General features: G+C 60.3%; 19 protein-coding genes and 2 pseudogenes. 4 read left to right on the top strand and 17 right to left on the bottom strand.

What is annotated here, in order from left to right; genetic code table 11:
- Positions 1-4: 4 nt before the first annotated feature.
- Positions 5-280, bottom strand: coding sequence for a hypothetical protein (locus tag AOQ71_RS45280; RefSeq protein ID WP_157083624.1), 276 nt, complete (start codon positions 278-280; stop codon positions 5-7).
- 183 nt (positions 281-463) lie between these two features.
- Here AOQ71_RS45280 and AOQ71_RS22880 point away from each other — a divergent pair, with 183 nt between their 5' ends.
- Both AOQ71_RS22880 and AOQ71_RS22870 read left to right on the top strand, forming a co-directional pair.
- A complete protein-coding gene (locus AOQ71_RS22880; RefSeq protein ID WP_083514416.1) occupies positions 464-1,171 on the top strand; it encodes a helix-turn-helix domain-containing protein in 708 nt (235 codons plus the stop codon).
- A 439-nt stretch (positions 1,172-1,610) separates the two neighbouring features.
- On the top strand, positions 1,611-2,426 hold the full coding sequence (locus AOQ71_RS22870) for a universal stress protein (protein WP_063958291.1): 816 nt from the start codon (positions 1,611-1,613) through the stop codon (positions 2,424-2,426).
- A gap of 332 nt (positions 2,427-2,758) precedes the next feature.
- Here the strand turns inward: AOQ71_RS22870 and AOQ71_RS22865 are convergent, their stop codons facing one another.
- The 15 genes and pseudogenes from AOQ71_RS22865 to AOQ71_RS50355 form a co-directional block, all read right to left on the bottom strand.
- Positions 2,759-3,058, bottom strand: a complete 300-nt coding sequence (locus AOQ71_RS22865; RefSeq protein WP_162268396.1) for a hypothetical protein — start codon at positions 3,056-3,058, stop codon at positions 2,759-2,761.
- Positions 3,059-3,169: 111 nt separating this feature from the next.
- Complete coding sequence (locus AOQ71_RS22860) at positions 3,170-4,183, bottom strand: NADP-dependent oxidoreductase (RefSeq protein ID WP_205668254.1); 1,014 nt, start codon at positions 4,181-4,183, stop codon at positions 3,170-3,172.
- A gap of 123 nt (positions 4,184-4,306) precedes the next feature.
- A complete protein-coding gene (gene lon, locus AOQ71_RS22855) occupies positions 4,307-6,739 on the bottom strand; it encodes an endopeptidase La (RefSeq protein WP_057751336.1) in 2,433 nt (810 codons plus the stop codon).
- 16 nt (positions 6,740-6,755) lie between these two features.
- Entirely contained in the window at positions 6,756-7,163 is a 408-nt protein-coding gene (locus AOQ71_RS22850; RefSeq protein WP_057751333.1) for an Hsp20/alpha crystallin family protein, read from the bottom strand.
- Between the two features lie 154 nt (positions 7,164-7,317).
- Positions 7,318-8,139: a universal stress protein gene (locus AOQ71_RS22845; RefSeq protein ID WP_063958298.1), complete on the bottom strand. Its 822-nt coding sequence runs from the start codon at positions 8,137-8,139 to the stop codon at positions 7,318-7,320.
- Positions 8,140-8,147: 8 nt separating this feature from the next.
- Positions 8,148-8,276, bottom strand: a complete 129-nt coding sequence (locus tag AOQ71_RS49780; RefSeq protein ID WP_283809609.1) for a hypothetical protein — start codon at positions 8,274-8,276, stop codon at positions 8,148-8,150.
- A gap of 241 nt (positions 8,277-8,517) precedes the next feature.
- Positions 8,518-8,841: a hypothetical protein gene (locus AOQ71_RS22835; protein WP_057751322.1), complete on the bottom strand. Its 324-nt coding sequence runs from the start codon at positions 8,839-8,841 to the stop codon at positions 8,518-8,520.
- Positions 8,842-9,050: 209 nt separating this feature from the next.
- Positions 9,051-10,745 (bottom strand): thiamine pyrophosphate-dependent enzyme, encoded by a 1,695-nt coding sequence (locus AOQ71_RS22830; protein ID WP_057751319.1) that lies wholly within the window; start codon positions 10,743-10,745, stop codon positions 9,051-9,053.
- A 301-nt stretch (positions 10,746-11,046) separates the two neighbouring features.
- Entirely contained in the window at positions 11,047-11,763 is a 717-nt protein-coding gene (locus AOQ71_RS22825) for a TMEM175 family protein (protein ID WP_205668253.1), read from the bottom strand.
- 1,112 nt (positions 11,764-12,875) lie between these two features.
- The coding region (locus AOQ71_RS22820) for a PRC-barrel domain-containing protein (RefSeq protein ID WP_205668252.1) at positions 12,876-13,256 on the bottom strand (381 nt) is incomplete at its 3' end.
- A gap of 55 nt (positions 13,257-13,311) precedes the next feature.
- A complete protein-coding gene (locus tag AOQ71_RS22815; protein WP_157083622.1) occupies positions 13,312-13,863 on the bottom strand; it encodes a hypothetical protein in 552 nt (183 codons plus the stop codon).
- Between the two features lie 492 nt (positions 13,864-14,355).
- Entirely contained in the window at positions 14,356-14,673 is a 318-nt protein-coding gene (locus AOQ71_RS22810) for a co-chaperone GroES (protein ID WP_057751310.1), read from the bottom strand.
- 135 nt (positions 14,674-14,808) lie between these two features.
- On the bottom strand, positions 14,809-16,038 hold the full coding sequence (locus AOQ71_RS22805) for a DUF1236 domain-containing protein (RefSeq protein ID WP_063958290.1): 1,230 nt from the start codon (positions 16,036-16,038) through the stop codon (positions 14,809-14,811).
- A 187-nt stretch (positions 16,039-16,225) separates the two neighbouring features.
- A pseudogene (locus AOQ71_RS50360) lies at positions 16,226-16,561 on the bottom strand (PRC-barrel domain-containing protein); the annotation flags it as partial.
- Positions 16,562-16,609: 48 nt separating this feature from the next.
- Positions 16,610-16,981 (bottom strand): annotated as a pseudogene (locus tag AOQ71_RS50355) (PRC-barrel domain-containing protein); the annotation flags it as partial.
- 494 nt (positions 16,982-17,475) lie between these two features.
- Between AOQ71_RS50355 and AOQ71_RS22795 the strand changes: the two are divergent.
- Positions 17,476-17,829, top strand: coding sequence for a hypothetical protein (locus AOQ71_RS22795; protein ID WP_057751432.1), 354 nt, complete (start codon positions 17,476-17,478; stop codon positions 17,827-17,829).
- A gap of 852 nt (positions 17,830-18,681) precedes the next feature.
- Here the strand turns inward: AOQ71_RS22795 and AOQ71_RS22780 are convergent.
- Positions 18,682-19,128 carry a DUF2267 domain-containing protein gene (locus AOQ71_RS22780; protein WP_057751298.1) on the bottom strand — a complete coding sequence of 149 codons (447 nt, stop codon included), beginning with the start codon at positions 19,126-19,128 and terminating at the stop codon, positions 18,682-18,684.
- Between the two features lie 742 nt (positions 19,129-19,870).
- Here AOQ71_RS22780 and AOQ71_RS22770 point away from each other — a divergent pair.
- A complete protein-coding gene (locus tag AOQ71_RS22770; RefSeq protein WP_057751292.1) occupies positions 19,871-20,884 on the top strand; it encodes an LLM class flavin-dependent oxidoreductase in 1,014 nt (337 codons plus the stop codon).
- The last annotated feature ends 227 nt before the right edge of the window (positions 20,885-21,111 follow it).

The following is a 21,111-nucleotide window of genomic DNA, read 5'->3' as shown; positions in this document are numbered from 1 at the left end:
CTCCTTACTGCCTCAATTGCGCGTCGGCTGACCAAGCTGCCGATCGGTTCGGCTTGAAATTTCGATCACCGCGAACGATCCCATGGCGATCAGCTTCGTCGAGCACTTGCGAGCTGTCGGAGATAGGTTCTTTTAAATCGCTGACGTTGATCATCGTTTTCTCCCGATTGCGACGTGGAGGGAATAGCTCGGCGCGGCCACTGCGGCGCTGAGTATTGTCAATTGAGCGGCGCTTATTCGATGGTGCCGGCTGGCGCAGGGATGCGATGTGCTCGATCATCCTTGTCTTCCCGCGGGGCTTTGCTCGGTCCTTCGGGCCTGACAGCGTTAGGTATTATTACTTAACGCAGATTTCCTCAATTTCCGGGTTGTTAAGGCGGACCGATAGTTAGTCTCGCTCGGTGAACATTGCTGAGGACACAAGGAGCGGCCGGGTTAAGAACTTTGCAGGAAGGAGGCGCCTATGAAAGTTACAATCTACACTGTAGATCACTATCGTCGAATGCTGTCGGTTCAGCCCCATGCGTTGAGGCGACTTGATGGGTCTGCCACGATTTTGCGATGCAATCGGGATCAGGAGATCCCGTACCGTCCGGAAACTGCCGGGCACTGGTGCTACCTCATCGCGGGAGCAGTTCGTCGCAGCACGATCCGGCCCGACGGACGGCGGCAAATTCTCGAACTCATGTTGCCGTGTGACTTCTTCTTCGTTTCTGACGATCAAGGCGGGGAAACGGTCGAGGCGATCGTTGGGCCCACGGTTCTTGCGAGCTATCCTGCTGAACGTGTCGATCTGCTTGCCGACCGTGACCGAGAGCTAGCGCGAGAATTGCGAGCGATTATGTCCCAGTCGCTTAGGCGAACGAGGGATCAGCTGATGGTGCTCGGGGGTGTCACGGCCGTTGAGAAAGTCGGCTGGTTTTTACTGACTCTGGAAAAGCGGGCGTCCGACCAAAAGGGACAGGTGGAACTTCCGATCACCCGGTATGACATTGCCGAATACCTGTCCGTCTCGGTCGAGACGGTCTGTCGAGCCATCACAGATCTGCAGCAGCGCGGCATTATTGCCCTGGTGGGCACGCGGAAGGTCAAGATTATGGACAGAGCTGCATTGGAAGAGCGTGGTGGAACGAAGCCGCAAGGCGGCAAACTTGGTTTGATCGCAGCCTAGCGAAAACTAACACCGCTACTTCCTGGCCTCCTGGTCGCCTTCAATTCGTCCGCATCATTCGGCGAGCAAAAAAAGCTAGCTCTATATGTTTGTGCATTACAGGCTGTGGGATTGCTAGCCACCGTGCCCCACACGCCTGCGCCGATTGACATGAGGCGCTCGTGAGAGGCCCTGTTCATTGACGATGGTCAATGCTTGACGCGGTTACTGAGTTCATACTTCTTACGATGCTAGTAGCGAAGGAAGTGTCTATGCTGCTCGGGACACTGTGCGTCGCTCCTGCGAAACCATCCGGCCCCACCGCGTTCGGCTGGTCGGCCTTGGCGGTTCTGTTCTGCAAGTTTGTGGCGATTGTATCGGCATGCAGCCTGCTCCTCGAGCTACGAGAACGGCAGAGTAGCCAAACATCGCGACGGCTGTCGTGAGGAAGGAGAGAGCAATGATCAGGGATGTAATGGTGTGGCTGGACGGCGGCGCCTCCGACGAAATCCGCTTGGCAGCGGTCGCCGATATAGCCCGCCAGCTCGAGACCCGTGCGGTCATCGGGTTATACCTCAACGTTCTGCCATTGCCGGGGCCGATCGAGGGCGAGGCTACCACCGCGATTGTCGAGCATGCGCGTGAAACTGGCGACGCGATGGAGGATGCGCTAGCCAAGCGGCTGCGTATGCTGGATGGGGCGGTCGAGATCCGGCGGTTCGACGTGCTGTCGGACGACGTTGCCAGAATTGCCGCGCGAGAGGCGCGCTCCTCCGACACCTTCGTGGCGCTTCGTCCCAATGGCGCGATGGATCCGGAGCAACTCGTCGAAGGCGTGCTGTTCGGCTCCGGCAGGAACGTCTATCTCGTTCCTGAGACGGAGCGGCCGAAGATCGCTTTCGACCGTATTGTGGTCGCCTGGAACGGGAGCCGGGAAGCCGCTCGTGCGCTTGCCGAAGCGATGCCGTTTCTACACAAGGCCGAAAAAGTGTGGATCATTGTTGCGACAGACGAAAAGCCAACCGAGGAGGACGCCGTGATGGGGATCGATGCCGTCAATCATCTTCGGCACCATGGAATCGAGGCCAGTCTGCATCGCATTACGTGCCGCTCTAGCGAAGTCGGCCCGCAATTGATGGCGGAGGCCGAGCGCCGGAAGGCGAACCTTATTGTCATGGGCGGATATAGCCATAAGCGCCTGTTCGAGCGGCTGCTCGGCGGCGTGACCTACAGTTTGATGCATGAATCGCCGATCCCGCTGCTGATGGCGCACTAGGAAAGAGATCGCACCCTGCCGCTGGCAGCGAAATTTCAGATGCCGTCGATGAAGCCGCCGCGACTGCCGAAGACACTATCACAGGCCTTAATGTAGCCACCTACAAGGTTCGCGCGCTCCCAAACGCAGTTGCCTTGGCAAAATGGTTATTCGAGGAGCAAGCCGGTCGCCGCGATCCGCCATGGCCGATGCACTCATCCAAGCCAACGCGGCACACGGCCGCCGCATGACCTGCTCGTCGGAGATGCCGAAGCCGGTCGCAGTCCTCGTATTCGCAGGGCGGCCTGCCAATCTGACTTCCTGCCAATCTGACTTGGAGACAGACCTGGCGTTCAGCGGTTATCCCGTCGCCACTCTTCCGTTGCCAGCCGCATGGCTTCCGTGCGGTCGCAACCGGTCCGATCCATCCAGCGCTTGATCAGACCCTCCTTCCCGTGCGCGCTCGTCATGGAAAAGACGCGCTGAAAATCCCGATGAATATCGGATTGCCGTCCCGACTCGGCTTGTCGCCGCGTTGCGGGAGCCGGCCGCAGGTCGTGCGATCTATGCTGCGAGGCGTAATAGGCGACGCCACCGACCAACAGCAGGATCAGCAGACCTAGAATGATTTGTACCGTATCCATGTTCGTCACTCCGCTTGTGAACGCACAATATCTCTCCCCGTCCGGCCACTTGCATTGACGGATAGCAAGCCGGTGGGTGACGGATACAGGGGCCGGTTAGCGAGAGAGACCATCTTGGCGTCAGGAGGCGTGTATCGAGAGGACGATCTTGCCAACCACGTGTCCCTCGGCAAGTCGCTCGTGCGCCTTATAGGCATGGGCGAGGGAATAGCATTCGGCAATGACGACCTTCAGTTTTGCAGCCTGCACCGCCGCGTTGAGACGTTCGAACTCGCGAACGCCGGAAATGCCGTCGTAACGGATCAATTCCAGGCCGCGCCGCTTTTTCGGCGCCGGCTCAATACCATTCGGGTGCGCCAGCCGGCCGCCGGGCCGAAGCACATTCATGCATTTTTCCAGCGCGTCGCCACCGGCGAGTGCCAGTATGGCGTCGACCCCATCGGGAGCGAAGCGTCGCGCCTGGTCGTCGATGTCGGCTCGCTTGCCGTCGATAGTCATATGGGCGCCCAGCTCCTGCACCAGTTCCACGCCTTCGAGGCCGGATGCCGTCGCAAGCACTCGGGCACCCCGGAGTCTTGCGAACTGCACCGCAAGCGTTCCGACGCCGCCTGACGCAGCGTGAATGATAATGGTCTCCCCCTTCTTCAGCTTCAGGGCGTCGTCAATGCCTTGCAGCGCAGTCAAGCCTGTGATCGGGATTGCGCCGGCGTGCCGCAAGTCAAGCCGCTTGGGGATCGGCGCGACTTTGTCGGCGGGCACGGCGACGTATTCGGCATAGAAGCCGCCTTTCGGGTTCTCCCAATTGTAGGAATAGACCTCGTCGCCGACCTTCAGCCGCCGCACCCTCGATCCGACGGCGGCGACAATGCCGGAACCGTCGTAGCCGAGCACCAACGGAAAATGCGGATTGCGGGGCGCATAGTATCCTTCGCGAACGTCGGCATCCCACGAGCCGACGCCGGCGGTGTCGACGGCGATCATGACCTCATCCGCGTCCAGCGGCGGCACCGGTAAAGCATGACCGGTGATCGCCTCCGGTCCGCCGAAGCGGTCGATGGCTGCGGCGAACATCGTGCGGGGGACGTGCATTGTGTGATGCCGAGGAAGCGAGGCATGGCGGGTCTGATCAAGCATTGGCAATCTCGCGGGGTTTTCACCTGCATGGACGAGATTGCCGGGCGCTACGATGACGTCGGTCAATTTTGCGAGGCAAATTTGCGAGGCAAATGCCCGGCCACAGGCCGCCAGACCGGTCTGTTAGCGGGACCGCGCCGCCCGCCGTTCCGTCGTGGTCGCGTGCGTCATCCCGGGCAGATTCTGCTGGTCGGTTTGCGGAGGATCAAAGGCGGCTTCGACAGCTTCGTCGACCTGTTCAAGCCAGACGAATCGAATCTGTTTGCGCGCTTTTTCGGGCACGTCCTCGATGTCCTTGCGGTTGCGCGCCGGCAGCATGACCGTGGCGATGCCGGCTTGGATCGCCGCCAGCACTTTCTCTTTCACGCCGCCGATTGGAAGCACCAGGCCGCGCAGCGAGATTTCGCCGGTCATGGCCGTGTCGCTTCGGATTGTGCGCCCCGTCAGAAGCGACGTCAGCGCCATAAACATTGCCACGCCCGCGCTTGGACCGTCCTTCGGGATCGCGCCGGCCGGAACGTGAACGTGGACGTCGGCTTTCTGCAACTTTTTTGCGTCGATGCCGAATTCGACGGCGCGCGACTTCACCAGCGTCAGTGCAGCCTGGGCGCTCTCCTTCATCACCGCGCCAAGCTGACCGGTGAGGATCAGATTGCCGCGGCCGGGAATGCTGGTCGCCTCGACGAACAGTATTTCGCCTCCGGCAGGAGTCCAAGCGAGCCCGGTCGCCACACCGGGCACGCTGGTCCGCATGGCAGTCTCCGGCTCGTACCGCTTCGGTCCCAATATGCTCTGGAGATCCGCCACCGCGATGACGACGCGCGTCGATTTGCCCTCGGCGATCAGCATCGCGGCGTGACGACAAAGCGCGCCGATCCGACGCTCGAGGCTTCTCACTCCGGCCTCGCGCGTATAATCGCGGATGACTGCCCGCAGGACGTCATCGTCGATCTGGCATTGCCCCTCACTGAGGCCGGCCGATGCCAACTGGCGTTTGATCAAATAGCGTTTCGCGATCGCCAGCTTCTCGTCCTCAATGTAGCCTGGCATTTCGATGACTTCCATCCGGTCGCGGACCGCGGGAGGAATGTTGTCCAGCACATTGCCGGTGCCGATGAATAGGACTTTCGAAAGGTCGAAGGGAACGGCAAGGTAGTTGTCGCGGAACGCCGCGTTTTGTTCCGGATCGAGAACTTCCAACAGTGCGGCGGCGGGATCGCCGTGGAATCCAACGCCCAACTTGTCCATCTCGTCCAGCATCATGACCGGGTTGCGAGTGCCGGCCTTGTTGATCGACTGGATGATGTTGCCGGGCAATGCGCCCACGTAGGTGCGGCGGTGTCCGCGTATTTCACTCTCGTCGTGTACGCCGCCGAGGCTGAGACGCACGAACTTTCGATCGGTTGCGCGCGCGATGCTCTGGCCGAGCGACGTCTTGCCGACGCCGGGAGGGCCGACGAAGCAAAGAATGGGACTCTTGCCTTCCGGATTGAGCTTGCGTACCGCCAGATATTCCAGAATGCGACGTTTTACTTTCTCGATGCCATAGTGATCCTCTTCGAGGATCCGTCGCGCTGCATCAACATCAATGCGCTCGGGATCGCACTTTGACCACGGCAACTCCACGAGCCATTCGAGATAGCTCCGCACCATGCCATATTCGGCGGCTATCTCGGGTAGCCGTTCAAGGCGCTTCAGTTCCCGCCGGGCCTGCTCCTCAGCGTTCTTCGGCATGCCGGCCTTGTCGATTTTTTCTCCCAGCTCTTTCAATTCCGCGGATTTCGGGTCGTCGTCGCCCAACTCCTTCTGGATGTGACGAAGCTGTTCGCGAAGAATGTGCTCCCGCTGTTGCGATGACAGGGTTTGTTCGGTTTGTTCACCGATTTGCTTCGAAAGTTGCAGCACCTGGATTCGCTTCGCTAGCAGCCCGAGCAGCTTGTCAAGAAGCTGAGTGACGTCGAAGGTCTCGAGCAGATCCTGCTTTTCGGCGACCGGTATGTCGATGATGCCGGCGAGGAAGTCGGCGAGCGCCGACGGTGACTCCAGGCCTTCGATCGCAGGGCCGATCTCTTGCGGCAGGTTCGGTAGCAGCTGAATCGCCTCGCGCGCGCGCGTTTTGAGCAGATGCATCCGCGCTTCAATCTCGGGTGTGATCACCTCCGATACGCCGATCTCCTTGACCCGCGCTACCAGAAATGGATAGCCCGTGAGAAATTCTCCCACACGGAATCGTCGTAGTCCGCGGCAGATGACGTAGTGGGTTAGCTCCGAGGTGACATAGCGTAATATCTCGGCAATGGTGCCGACGCGCCGCAGTTGCTCCGGCTCCGGCTGGTCGATATTGGGATCGTCCTGCAGCAACAGGCCGATCTTGCGTGCGCCTCGAACGGCTTCCTGCACCGCCGCGATTGAGGACGGTCGGGCGATCGTTAACGGCAACACAACGCCCGGAAACAGCAACGTGTTTCGGATGGGAAGGATGATCGTAGCATCATCCGGAATGACGGGATGGCTTTGAGTGGCCGCGGCGCTCGAATTGCCGGTCGCATCAGGCATGGAGCCGTCCTTCCATCTACGGTTGTTTGTTGAACCTCAGCGAGAGGCAGCCAAAGGCCAGTTCGGACTCACTAAGCTGAAGCCGCCTGCCGGTGAAACTTATCTGCCGTTCAAACCTTCCATAGGGAATTTCGAGCCGGTGAACGAGGCTCCCGCGCGGGATCGCGCTCGGACGCCGCAATCCCACCACGAGAACGCTGTCGGCTCCAACCGAAACCTCCACGGCATTCTCGTCAACGCCGGGAAGAGCAACGGTGACCAGGATATCGGACTCTGTCTCGACAATATCGACTGGCGGTTCCCAAATTGCGTCGCCGATTGACTCCGCTGTCGGCCGGAAGAACTGGCGGTGCAATCGCTCGGCGCGATCGATCAGTTCACATGCCCTGGTCCACATCAGCGCCCTTGGATCGATCGCGGCCATGAATAGGTTCCCGAGCTAAGCCGAAAGCACGTTAGGCTTTCTGCCGTCCAGCTATTTCCAATCGGTTTTCCTGTCGGGACACCCTATGATGCGCCGCGCGAACCAACCTTGACAGCCGTCAATCGCGAGTCGAGCCGTAAGATCGGCGGTGGAGCTAGTGCGCGATGAGCAAGGGAAGTGGCGCGATGCGCAGAATCCGGGTGGTCGTGCTGCCTGGTAGCAATTCGTGCAAGCCTGAGTGACCGTAACTGCCCATCACTAACAGGTTCGCACCGAGGCTGCGGCATTCTTCGATCAGGATATCTGCCGTATCGTCTTCCTCGCCGACCGCGCGATATTTGACGGCATCGATGCCATGATGCCGGAGGTGTTGTACGGCGTCGTTGGCCTTCAGCGGATCCGCTCTGATTTGGCGCTCGCCTTCCACTACAAGCACGCCAACCTTTTTCGCAACTTGCAACAAGGGCAGGGCCTCCGCTACGGCACGCGCGGACTCTCGGCTGCCGTTCCAGGCGATGATCGCGTTGTCCAGGGGCTTCAAACCCGTCCAGTCATCCGGAACGAGAAACAGATGGCGTCCGGTGCCGAAAAGCAAATTGTCCATCAGGTCATGCGGCTCATTCGACCGATCGTTCGGCCGGAGCGCTACAAATGTGTCGGCGGTGCGCGCCATCAGCAATGCGGTCTCGGCCATATCAAGATCGCCGGGTACGTCGAAGCGACGTAAGTTTGCTGAATGCTGCAAGCGTGTGAGACGCTGGAACAGCATGGCTTCAGTGGTGTCGCCGGCCTGCCTTGCGGCCTCTTTCGATTTCGCGGCTTGGTCGGCGCCGCCGCCTTCAAGTTCGTCCCGAACGATATTGAAAAACAATCCGGTGATATGGCCGTCGAACATTGCTGCGATCTGGGCGGCGGCGGCCAGTCGCGCGTCATCGGCAGATGTCCCGTCCAGCCGGAGCATGACGTCCTTGATCATCGCGTTCGTCATAGCTTGAGTTCAAGCGCGTAAGAGGTGATCAGGTCCATCGACAGCAGGTCAGCTTGGACTGCGTCCTTGAGATTAGCCAGTTGGATGCACTCAGCCCGCTCAGTTGCCGCAGACAGGGCCGGCATGGCGTGATCCTTTCGCTTTAGCAAATAGTAAAAGTCTTCGCCGGGAGGACCATGATGGTCGTCAACGGCACTCGGTAAAAGAAGGACCGCGCGGCTTTCGCCGGCGGTCCAAGTCGGGGCCCGGGAAAGGGCAAGCGACGTGAGGAGTCGCATAATGCAATTTAGCCGAAGGATGAGCCGCATGCGTTGACAAGGCTCAATTTCTGCTACGCGCCGTCCGCGGCTGGCTGCCTGCGCGGTCTCAGTTCGGTCTCACGCCCTCGTCGTCCTCATCGCTCTCTAACGGCTTGATCAGCGCCGCCGGTTCGTCATAGCCGCCGCGGCTGCTGTAGAACACCAGCGTCATCAAGCCGACGCCGACTACCAGCGAGAACACCACGCCCATCACCAGGGCGACGTAGCCGGACTCCGGCACCTGGATATCCGTACTGGTCCAGCCGAGATAGCCGAGCACACAGGCCGCGACGAGCAGTGCGATCAGCACGGAAATGATCGCCCATCTGGCGAGCTTGCCATCTCGCGGGTTGGATGTCTCGATCGTCGGTGGACTCTTGGTGCCGGTCATGGACCTCTCCGTAGACATGAGTGTCGAACGGCCACCTCGAACTATGGTTCGGTCGCGTCGATCGCAACCGCATGTAAGGCAGTCGTGATCGCGCTGACGGCAGCCTCGCTGGCTCGACGCTAGCCACGCCGAGAGTCGGCCTCACTGACAATCGTCAACCAGGCGGTCTCGCTCGAACAGATGACCAATGCAAAGAGTGTTCGATCGCATTAGCCGCCCGTTACGGCGAGAACCGCCTCCTTGATTTTGGCCAGCGCAAAGTGCCCGACCTGCTCCAAATCAACATGGGGCACGTTCGGCATCTCGTCAGCGAGCACGACGGCGTCCACGATTGCCGGTCCTTCGGTTGCAAATGCCTCCGGCAGTGCCGACATCAGTTCCGCCGGAGTCCTTGCCAGGAAGCCGTGCCCTCCGCAGGCCCGCGCCAGCGCGGCAAAATCCGGATTGGGAAATTCGATCGCCCGGCGGAACGGCACGAGACCGACGCTCTCGGCCTCGAGCCTGATTAGGCCGAGCGATGAATTGTTGTAGATGACGATCTTGACCGCCAGCTTATGTTGGACTGCCGTGAGGAATTCGCCCATCAGCATGTTGAAGCCGCCGTCGCCTATCAGCGCAATCACTTGTCGCGACCGTTCCAGGGCCTGCACGCCGTTGGCGTGCCCAAGGGCCGTCCCGACGGCAGCATTGTTGAAGGAGCCGAGAATCCGCTGCGAGCCGGTCTGACGGATCCAGTTGGCAGACCACAGCGTATTCAGCCCGGTGTCCAGAGCGAAGACCGCATCTGGGTGGGCGAGATCGCTGACTGCGCGCGCCACCACTTGTGGATGAAGGTTGTCCTTGCTGCGGCGCAGGTCAGCCTGCTTGTCGAGCATCTCGTCCCATTTGCGTCGTTCTCGCGTAACCCGGTCCCAGAACCGGCCATCAATTTTGGGGGCGACCTTGCCGAGCAGCAGCGCCAGCGTTGGCCGCGCAGAGCCGGTGACGCCAAGCGTCGTCGGCGCGCGCCTGCCCAGAACGTGCGGTCGCACGTCGACCTGTATCACCTTATCTTTGTCGGGCAGGAAGTTGGAATAAGGATAGTCGGTACCGACCATCAGCAAGAGCTCACAATCCTGCACGGCTTCGTAGACCGGCTTGGTTCCGATGATGCCGAGTCCGCCCATCCAGCGGGGATCGTCATAGGCCATCAACTCTTTGCCGCGCAGCGAATGGACCAGCGGCGCCTTGAGACGGTCCGAGAGCTTCCGCAACTCTTCGGTCGCACCGCGACAGCCGGCGCCGCACATGATCACGATGCGGTCGACGGCATCGATTCGGCGCGCCATCTCGGCGACGTCCTGCTCGTTTGCCGCAAACTCCGGCCGCGGCTGGAGGGTGGCGATGCTGGCAACCCCACCCTCGGCCGTCGTGGCCAGCACATCCTGCGGGAGCGTCAGATGCGCGACTCCAGGCCCTGCATAGGCCGCAGCGATCGCCTGATGGATCACTGCACCCGCCTGCGCCGGGGTCGCAATCGTTTCTGTGTAAAGCGACACGTCCCGGAACAGGAGATCGGGCTCGGTGGTCTGGATGTAGTCGGTGCCATGGAATTTGCGCGGCATATCGCCCGAGAGCGCCAGCACTGGTGCGTGATCGCGGCAAGCCTCATAGAGGCCGGCGACAAGATGGTTGCTGCCCGGACCCGTCGTGCCCGCGCACACCGCGAGCTGTCCGGTCAACTTTGCTTGTCCCGCAGCCGCCAGCGCCGCGCCTTCCTCGTGCCTGACGCCGATCCATTCGACCTTGCTGCGGCGCACGGCATCAGCAAGCGGATTGAGCGAGTCGCCAATCAAGCCGAAGATGTGTTTCACGCCGATCTGTTCGAGCGCGCCAACCAGGACGTCCGCAACCGTCTTCGACATCTTGCGCTCCCTTCGCCGCGCCTTTGCCCGAGAGGTTTAATGCTGCGACCGACGCTTGCGTACCTTGACGGGCGTCAACGTAGCCACTTGGCCTAGCCGACAGGCTAAGCGGATGATCAGGATGCAATGCGAATCTTACTGGAAACCGTCTGACGTCGGCCAGGCACGCCTCGGGAGGAGATCACGTTCCTGCTTGCCGGCTTGGCATGGGGCGATGGACTCCGGTCTGATCCGGTGATGTGGCAGGACTGGATAGCGCGGCGCACACCGCGAAGGAAGAGGCAGTCAAACACCATAGCAGCTATCCGGCGCGGTTTGCGTCGCGCTTGATCGCAGCCTCGCGCTGGGCCTTGCCAAACTGCAAGCGGATCCGGGTCTCCGTGAGGCCTTCGCTGGTGATTCCGTAGAAGATCGGCAGCGCCAGGAAGATGACCAAAGCGAGCTTCGGCATCGACAGGCCCGCAACGCCCGCCACCGTGTAGCAGACGACGCCAAGGATGGCGCGCAACCGCTCCTTGGGAAAAAAATCAGAGCCGATGTGGTGCTCGACGAGCCATGGATGAATGCTCAAAACGTGAAACAAGATGAGCCACGCCAGGCACATGCTGCCGGCGATGGCGGCATAGAGCACGACGGCAATCCTTGCATCAAAATCATTGCCGGTTTGCATGGAGGACGAAAGGATCGCGGTCGGGAACGGGATAAGACCGGATGTCAGCAGCAGAAATAGGTTGGCAAGATGCAGGCCGCGGTCGCAGTAGCGCACGCGGGCAAACACCGCGCGATGATTGAGCCAGATGACTCCGGTGTAAAAGAATGACGCGAGGAAAGCGAGGTAGCTGGGCCATTGCTCGGCCAGCCTGTTCAGGAGTTGACCGGGCGCATGTTCGGGCCGGACGATTTCGGCGACGAGCAGCGTGATCGTTATTGAGAGTACGCCGTCGCTAAAGGTCTCCAATCGATCGGTACCGGATAGCCGTACCTGCGGCCATTGCGACGTTTCCATCGCTGTCGCCATGCGACGAACATCCTGCCTCGATGTGCCTTCATTTTTCACGAAGAGTACTCGCGCTGTACCGGAGGACTGAACAAGAATGGGGCCTATCCCGGGCGTTTCAATGATAACTGTCAGCGTACAGCCGGCCCGCAGGCATGCGAAGCTGGTGGTATATTTCGCGTCTCGGAGGAAAGCCCATGCGCCTAGCATTTCCATTTCTTGGAACGGGTCTATGCGCATCGTAGGCGGTAAACGTTAACGCTGCTCCTGGACAAGCAACATTCGAACAAGCGCCTCATCTTCTACGAGGAGTAAAGCCCGTTGCGGGCTACTGCCTTTCTTATTCCCGGTTTAGTTGATTGGCCTTTCTTGAATTCTATTGCTTGGCCCTTTTGGTGCACCGCCCAGACCCCCATGTTCTGAGCGGGTGCTTTGGAGAGTTCACATGCATACCGAACAACAAACCTTTCGCGGCTACGAAATCCAGGTCACGTACAACCCCGCCCTTTGGTACGCCGCGATCTATCGAACAGACCCGACACTGCCGGAGATTGATTGGGTGGCTTTGAACATTCGAGCCACTAGCGTTTCGCCAGCATTTCAGGAGGCAAAGCAAGTAATCAATGGGGCCTTGGGTAGGTCTGGCTAGGGCAGCCTTGGTTGGCCGCCTCTTTTTTATGAGGGAGACCAAGCCGCTTCTTTTGGCGCTTCACATGGTGGCCTTTTCGGTCAGGCGGGCCGACCCGCGTCAAGGCGGTCCAGCATGGTGAGTCGCTTGCCGGGAAGGTTTCGATCAAGCTTTCCTGCAGTAATTCTTCGCCATTGGCCTTTTCGGCATTACTGACCAGACGGTCCTGTGGCGGACCATCCGGCCGACCTGACCTGCGTGTGGCGGAAGTCATAAAAATGTCACCTATGCTGGAGTCCCACTGTATTGAGCGTGACTACATGCTGATCCCTGTGGCGGAGCTGGAGCAACAGAATGATCAAGGAGATACCGAATGCGAGCGCATAGGCGGCCCCGTCCACCACGTGAGCACGACCACACCGATCAGTGGCATAGCGATCGGGAGCGCCCCGTAAATCAGCGAACACAATCCGCCGAGCACCAACCACCGCGGTGTCAGGGCCCNCCCGCCATAAACCGGCAGCTTTGCAAGCGCAGTGCGGCTTGCGCCTGGCAGAACGGCTTCGGCCGAATCGTCGAGCTTGAATTGACGGAGTGGAATGGCCACGAGATGGCCAAACAGGCCTGTCGAATCGTCTACCGCAACGACCACATAGATATTGCCGTCTTTGCCGAAGATGAAGTCACGGATTCTTCCTATCCTGTCGTGCTTGTCACCGACGACAGACCGCAGTTTGAGTGCCTCGGCATTATAGCCTTTGGCGACCTCCGTCGCCTCCAAAGGCGTCAGCCCGATCTCTTGAGCCGCTGCGCGGTCGATCTGCATTGAAAGCGTGGCGACGGCCAAGGTGGTTACTAGGAGCAGCGGGAGGTGAGGCATGTTCATCAGAACTCCTTCGCCTTCAAAGTTGGGCCAGGCCGTTGCCGAGGCACTCGTGGTCCTACCGACCCTGGTTACCGGCCGTCGACCCTGTGGTGGCCGGCTCGTTGACAATTTCGGATATCAGCTTGGTGTCGGGGTCGATGAGCAGGATACGGTCTGGCAGTTTGACAAAGAGCAGTTCTTTCGCCTCGGGGACTTGGTCAGCAACGTCATGCGGCATTGATTGCGCGGACATCGACTCCGGAACCTTGTCACCGACTTGCGGCTGCGCGCCCGATGGCGCGGATTGCGATGGCGCGCTGGAGAGGCTGTTGCTGACCATCTGTTGCTGCGCCGGGTTCAGGGTCCCGTGAGGGTTGTTGCTTTGAGTGGCGTCGTTTGTGTTCTGAGCAGTGGCGGCGGTACTGCCGAGAACGGCGAGGAGCAAGGCGCCGGAATAGAGAAGTCGATTCATGGTGGTCTCCTTGATGTGATGGATCCGAGCCGTTTCTTTCGAGCGCGTCCCAGCGATGGGGATTGAACAGACGACGACACCATTGCGTCGGTGACGCACATTTGTGTCGGCGACCATTGCAGCCAGCACGCGTGCGCGCGTCAGTTCGGTTGTCACACCAATCTCCGCGCGGCGCGCGGATCGAGCCTTGATCGTTGTCAAGCTGCCGGCAGTATTTTTCCTTGGATCTCGCTTGAGTTCGATTAGCGCTTCACGAGCGCCCTCAGAACCAGAGTGTCGCCGGCTAAGCGGGAAGTGGCGGATCGGAGTGCGCTGTCGCCTTCTTTGCATGTTGTCGCGTCATCTTGCCGGGGACGGCCGCCGGAATACCGCGAGCCGCGCTCCGCCTCGACTACGCGGTCCTGAGTTTCGGGGGCTTTCGTTGGCGAGAATGTCGAAGGCGCGAAGCATCCCGTCCGCGGGCAGCAACGCCGAATCTAAATTCCTGGCTGGCATAGTGGTCTCATCTCAATAGCCAGACCCCAAAAGGCCGCGCGGCTCGTCGGGTTCTCGAAGGATGCGAATTGAGCTTGCGGCATGATTCTTCGAGAAGGTGGCTGCTCAGGATGAGGGAGCGGGCTGCTCAGGATGAGGGAGCGGGCTGAGCGCCTAAGCAGCGCCCTTCTTGGCGGCGGGAACGTCGGTGAGGACGCCCATGATGTCGCTCTCCTTCATGATCAGAAGATCCTGGCCGTCGAGCACGACCTCGTTGCCGGACCACTTGCCGAACAGCACGCGGTCGCCCACCTTGAGGTCGACGGGAATCAGCTTGCCGGCTTCATCGCGGCCACCCGGGCCTACGGCGGTGATTTCGCCCTGGGAGGGCTTTTCCTTGGCAGTGTCGGGGATGATGATGCCGCCCTTCGTCTTCTCTTCGGCTTCGATGCGTTTGACCACGACGCGATCATGGAGCGGACGGAATTTCATGCAGGCCTCCTTCTGTGCTGAATTCTTCTGGCATTCGCAATGCGCGCGTGCTGGGCCGAAATGACGCAGGAAACCTGCAGCCTCTCACCCCAACCCTCTCCCCGTGAAGAACGGAGAGAGGGAGAACAGTCAGCCTTAGTCGATCACTTGGACGACTTTCTGCTGCTGCGGGTCAACCAGCACCACTTGGTCGCCGATAGCGAGATAGCGGTAGTTGGCGAGCTCTGGATGGTTGCGCGCCAGCTCTTCCGGCACCGGCTGTAGCGACAGACAGTTTGACGCGGAGGTTCCGCCTCCGCCGGCTGAAGGCGAGGTCGAGCCGACCGTCGTCGAGGAGCTGCGTACCATTTCCCTGAACCGCCTACGCGTGTCGTCGTCGATGACAACACGGTCGCGGCTGTAAGCGGCCGCCCTGCTGTAACCCGGTCCGTCGTCCAGAATATCAACGACCTCGCGCCGCCGCGGATCGATAATGGCAACGCGATTATCGATCACCGTGTACTCGTAGTCACGATATTGCGGCATGATCCGCACGATATCGGGCGGCAATCGACGCGCCTGCACGCCCCGCGGCAACCGCGTGCCCACGTTGAGCTGGACATTGAGATTCTGGCTGGTGGCAGTCCTGTCGCGCCGCAGCTGATCGACGACTTGCCTGCGCTGATCGTCGTTGACCGCACCCGAGGAAGTCTGGCGGTTCGATTGATCCGGCGCCTCGCCGGTCCTCTGGGTCTGTGTGTTGTCTGCCGGCCGCGAGCTCTGCTGCGGCGAGGACTTGGACGGCTGGACGGCCTGATCGCGTGGCTCCTTGCGATCGCGATCGATCTGCTGCTGGGTCTGCTGCTGCTTCGTATCGGCCGGCCGGGTGGCGTCCTGCGCGCGGTCCTGCTTGGCTTGACCTTCGCGGCCCCGCAGCTTTTCCTCAGCCTGTTGCTTCTGGTCGGTCGCCGGCTTGGCATCGCGGCCCTGCTGCAGGTCCTTCTGCTGCGCCGTGCTCGAGGGTGCGCGCTCGCCACGGTTGGGCTGATCCTGGCTCTCCCGGGTCGGCTCCTTGGAGTCGCGGTCCTGCGGCTTCTGCGCCTCCTTGCTGCGCTCGGTCGGTGACGCGGCCTCGCCGCGCTGCATGTCCTTAGCGCCGCCCTTCGACTCGGACTGCGCGCGCTCCTTGATGCGATCAGCCGCGCTGCCGCGATCCATCTCCTTCGACGGGGCGGCTGGACGGTCCATTTCCCTGGACTGAGATGCTGGTGACTGGGCGCGGGGGCTCTCTTCGCGCTTCTGCGAGCCTTCCGGCGATTGCGCAATGGCGGGGCCGGCGCCGATCACCAACGCCACCGCTGTCGTGTAAAGCCAATTAATCCTCATGGGAGAATCTCCTGTTGGTTCCCCCCACGCTTCGGGATTGGGTAATCTAGGCAGCTGCGTTTCGTTCCACCATGACGACGGTCAACCGGTGCCGGGCGATCTGATGCAGCCTGCCCAAAAGCGGGATCAGCGCCTCACACTTCATTGGATCCGCGGCGCAAAAGCCGGGCATAGCCAACGATAATGCTCACGGATTATCGGAATCGACAATCCAATAGTACCTGACTTCCCAATAGTCGTAGACGTCCTGATTGCGGGTTCGAGTTGTTTGCTCCCAGTTTTCGCCTGGTTCGATTTTCGGGGCGTTCTTGAGCTCCTCTTCGGTGATCTCGACTTGGAAGCCATCGGGCTTTTCGTTGTAGGTCAGCATCGACCAGGGTATCGGATAATGATCCTCGCCGATGCCGAGGAAGCCGCCGAAACTCAGGATCGCGTAGGCAATCTGGCCGGTGAGCTTGTCGATCATCAGGCGCTCGACTTTGCCGATGCGCTTGCCGTGTAGGTCAAAGACCGGCATTCCTTCGACGCGGTCGCTAGATATGAGAGACGAAGTCTGGTCTGGTGTGGGTTGCTCCCAATAGGCATAGACCTCTTCGTCGCGGTCGCGGTTCGCTTGCTCCCAGCTTTCCCCTTGGTCGGTTTTCGGAGCGTTCTTGAGTTGCTGTTCGGTGATGCCCACGCGGTATCCGCCGAGCTCCTCATCGAAATCCAGCATCTGCCAGGGAATCGGGTAGTGGTTCGCGCCGATACCAAGAAAGCCTCCAAAACTTAGGACGGCGTAGATGACGCGACCTCCGGATTTGTCGATCACGAGGTGCTCGACCTTTCCGATACGCTTTCCTTGTGCGTCGTAGACCGCAGTTCCTTCCACGCGGTCACTTGCGATCAGAGAGGGTGGAGTTCCGCGCTCGGTCCCGGATGCGCGTTGCATTGTGGTCACCATATCGTCTCCTCGATTGCCAACCGGGCTGCCTTTGCGAAGCTCAGTTGCTTGGCTCCCGGTGCTGATTGTTGCACTCTATTGCAGCACCTACGCTACAATCGCGCTCGTTGCATTGACGCTCGTCATTGCAGATAGGTCGGCGTTGCTCCGGGTTCGGCAAGCATGGCTTCCTCAACCAGCTCTTGTGGACACCTAAAGCGAATGGGGGTCTGCATTCGCGAGCGCCATTGTCGCGACGGAACTGCACACGCGCTTGCTAACGGCCAAATCGCTATGGCGTGCGAGCTGCGAGACCAAAGGGAGCAGTGGGTAACCAATACCTTCGCGAAAGTTCATTTTCACAGCCGCGGAAATGATCTTCGAGGTTGATTGTTATCAAGGCCGGCGCCGGTGGATCATATAACTTCGCTCAAAGCACGAGCCGCCAGGCGCGATCAGGCGCGATCCTCATAGCCTTCACAGCTCGCGACCTTAACAGCTCTCGGCACGCAATCATGGAAACTTTCTTCCGCCGATTGAGCCTTGTCATTCTCGTCGCGCTGCTAGTCGGCACCGCTCAAGCCCGTGACGACGGCCGCTATTCGCTATCTCCCCTCAAGCCATGGTTCGATAGTCTCAAGTCCGGCAAAGGTCCATGTTGTTCGGTTACTGACGGTCTTGCGATTGCCGACCCGGATTGGGAATCGAAAGACGGTCATTTTCGTGTCCGCATCGACAACGAATGGATCGTGGTCCCCGATGATGCCGTGCTCACCGAGCCGAACCGGGCCGGCAGGGCGATGGTGTGGCCGATCAAGGGGCCGTCGGGCATCACGATTCGATGCTTCATGCCGGGCAGCATGACGTGATCTGGACTGCGGTCCTTGTAGATTCCGTGACCTGCGCAGCTATCGCGATCTGATTTCAGTTACCGATCTACTGTACTTGCTGGACGCGGCGGCAATCACGCGCGCCGTGACGATTCGCTTACAAGGCAGTTAAGTAGTTTCAACAAATTGCCGCTTGTAGTTGCGACATGTAAAACCCGCTCGCTAAGCCGTAACGTGCCCCAAACGACCATTCTCCACAAAAGGAGTAGGGAGATGCCGAGCATGACAGATGTGCTTGACCCTCGACATTGGCGAGAACGCGCTGAGAGAACGAGAGACAAGGCGGAGCAATTCAGCATGAGACACTCGCGCGAACGCCTGCTGAAGATTGCCGAGGAGTACGATCGGCTTGCCCAGCGGGCGGCCGAACGGCAAGTAGCCGCCACGGAATCGGTTTGATCGCTCAGCGGCCCGACCGTCGTGCAACAGCTTCGCGCCTTTCTCGCGATAGCGCGGACCAATCGAAGCGGTCAGCCGGTGCAGACCGCCGCTGCGGCATGATCGAAGAAGCGGAGGCTATTATGCGCGTACCGCACACATTGCACTACTCTGTGCCATCACCGGGAACCACGGAAGCAATCCAGCTTGGTTGCACGTGCCACGTGATCTGCCATGAGACCAAGGCGGAGGAGTTGGAGCCCGCTGGCATGCTTGCGGCTCCCGACGCAAACTGTCCGGTCCATGGCAGCGCCGCTCAACTGGAAGAGCACAACTGAGCCGAATCGTTGGCAAGCCAAAATGGTTGATGTGAGGTCCTCACTCGCGAGGGGCCTCGACTTATCGACGCCTGCCATCAGCATCCGTCAGGTGATGCGAGCATTGGATGGCCGCTTACCGCACAGCAGCCTCACTCAACGGAGGCCACAACGCACGGATCGTCTTGGGCAGGGTGTCAATAACTTGACGAATCTCGCCCGCCGAAACTTGATGCTCGAGGGTTCGAAACACCGCTCGTGCAGCGTCTTCCGTATCGACGGGCTGCTGAGGCTGTAGCCGGGACGTGATCGCGTCGAGAAAGTCCTCGAGTGAACGGATTTTCTCCGGTTTTCCCGCAGGATGCCACCCCTCATAGTAGATGCCCCGAACCAGCATCGGAAGCTGGTCCCCGAGATCCGCAGCTTCGTTCACGGTAAGGCGGTCGCGGAGGCAGTGAAGAACGGCGCGCAGCACTTGATAGGCACCTCGTCGCTCCAGGCCAAGCTGCTGTGCAATCTCCTTCAGCCAGCTGTTTGTCTTGTGTATCGTTTCGTCGAAAACGTCGAGGCCATTCAAACTCATGGTCCATCCTCATTGATTGGCAAGCCGCTGGGGATCGGGCCATTCGCCGCTCGCCCTTGCTTGCTCTACTGTTTCAGTCCTCGTTGTCTCATTATCGGCTGCGAATTCGGCGGCGGCCTTGACGATCGTCAACGCGCCCAAGCGCATCGCATGGGACGGTATATGCCTCGCCGACGATTTTCACCTACACCCGCAGCGTTTCATGCGGTCATGCGCATTGCCGTCGGACAGCTATGGTCGATAAGGCCGTTTTCAGCGCCATACCAATGGAGCACCGCATGAACAGAGATGTACCCTATGCGATCATCTTCGTGATCGCGATGGCTTGCGTTGGCGTTGTTCTGATGCTTTGGGCGATGGAAGGGACCAGTGGCGGACGACGATGGGAGCACCAGGCCTCCGACACACCGCGAAGCGCATATGCACAACCCGACGCGAGCCCGGTTCCCGCGGCCCCTGAGCCGACCAATGACACCCGTGCCTACAGCACCAGGGGAAGCAGCGGTCCCCCCAAATAAGAGCCGTAGCGCGTGGCTGATCAGAGCTCTGGGAAGCTTTCGGTCGCTGAGAAGCTACACCGCCGATGAGGTTTAGCGCACGGCGCGGAGCACCGGCGCGTTCAATGGCGCCGGGTTGAAATTTCATTGGCCACCAAGCGATCGGCGGAGAATGGTTTGTGCCGAACGATGGCTGAATACGAACCTGACCGGAGTGACGGGGCGCTGAATAGCTGGAGGCGATTGTGATTCCCTTTTCTGTACTGGACCTTGCGCCGATCAACGAAGGCAGCGACGCCGCCCAGGCCTTCCGCAACTCGCTCGATCTCGCCCAGCATACCGAGCGTTGGAATTACAGGCGCTTCTGGCTGGCCGAGCATCACAATATGCCGGGCATCGCAAGCGCTGCGACTGCGGTGGTGATCGGCTACATTGCCGGGGGCACTAAGACGATCCGGGTGGGCTCGGGCGGCATCATGCTGCCGAACCATGCGCCGCTGATCATTGCCGAGCAGTTCGGGACGCTTGAGTCCCTTTACGAGGGCCGCATCGATCTTGGTCTCGGCCGCGCTCCCGGGACGGACCAGCGAACGGCGCGTGCTTTGCGGCGGGATCTGGCGGCAGGCGCCGAAAGCTTCCCCCGCGACGTCATGGAACTGATGGCGCTGCTCGGACCGTTGCAACCTGGTCAGGCGGTGAGGGCCGTTCCCGGCGCCGGACTCAGGGTGCCGGTCTGGCTCTTGGGTTCGAGCACGTACAGCGCGCAACTCGCCGCAGCGCTCGGGCTGCCATTTGCGTTTGCGTCCCACTTTGCGCCGGGAGAGCTGTTCAACGCGCTGAGCATATACCGCTCCCGGTTTCAGCCGTCGCAATTTCTGCAAGCGCCGTACGCCATGGTAGGCGTCAATGTCTTTGCCGCCGATTCTGATGCGGAGGCGCAGCGTCTATTCACATCGTTGCAGCAGCAGTTCATCAACTTGAGGCGGGGCTCACCGGGACCGCTGCCGCCGCCGGTCGACGACATGGATCGGCGCTCCTCGCCCACAGAGCGGGCGATGGTTAAAGAGTCGCTGGCTTATTCGACCGTGGGCAGCCCCGCCACCGTGCAAAGCGGGCTGGTCCGGATCATCGCGGAGACCCGGGCGGATGAGCTCATTTTGACGGCCCAGATCTACGACCATACGGCACGACTGCGCTCGTTTGAAATTGCCGCTGAACTTCTTCCGGAGGCCGCTGCGCTGGCCGCCAGCATCAGCTGAACCCTGCAACTGGTCCAGTAGATGCAGGATGATGCATATACCTTCATCGTTGACGCCGAAATCCAACCTGTGACCCTGAATCTGCAACGCCCCGTTGTCCCGGCTCGACATTGGCAGCCATGACGGAAATGTTCGCAGCTGCGTACGCACTGGGCAACGGTCGGCCAATGCGCGCCGTACGGATTTAACCCAAGGCCAGTCGTTGAAATCGCCGACCGCCACTAGGC

It is taken from the genome of Bradyrhizobium manausense, assembly GCF_001440035.1.
In the GTDB taxonomy this organism is placed as follows: domain Bacteria; phylum Pseudomonadota; class Alphaproteobacteria; order Rhizobiales; family Xanthobacteraceae; genus Bradyrhizobium; species Bradyrhizobium manausense.
The sequence above is the reverse complement of the archived record's forward strand: the minus strand, read 5'-3'. Positions and strand labels throughout refer to the sequence as shown.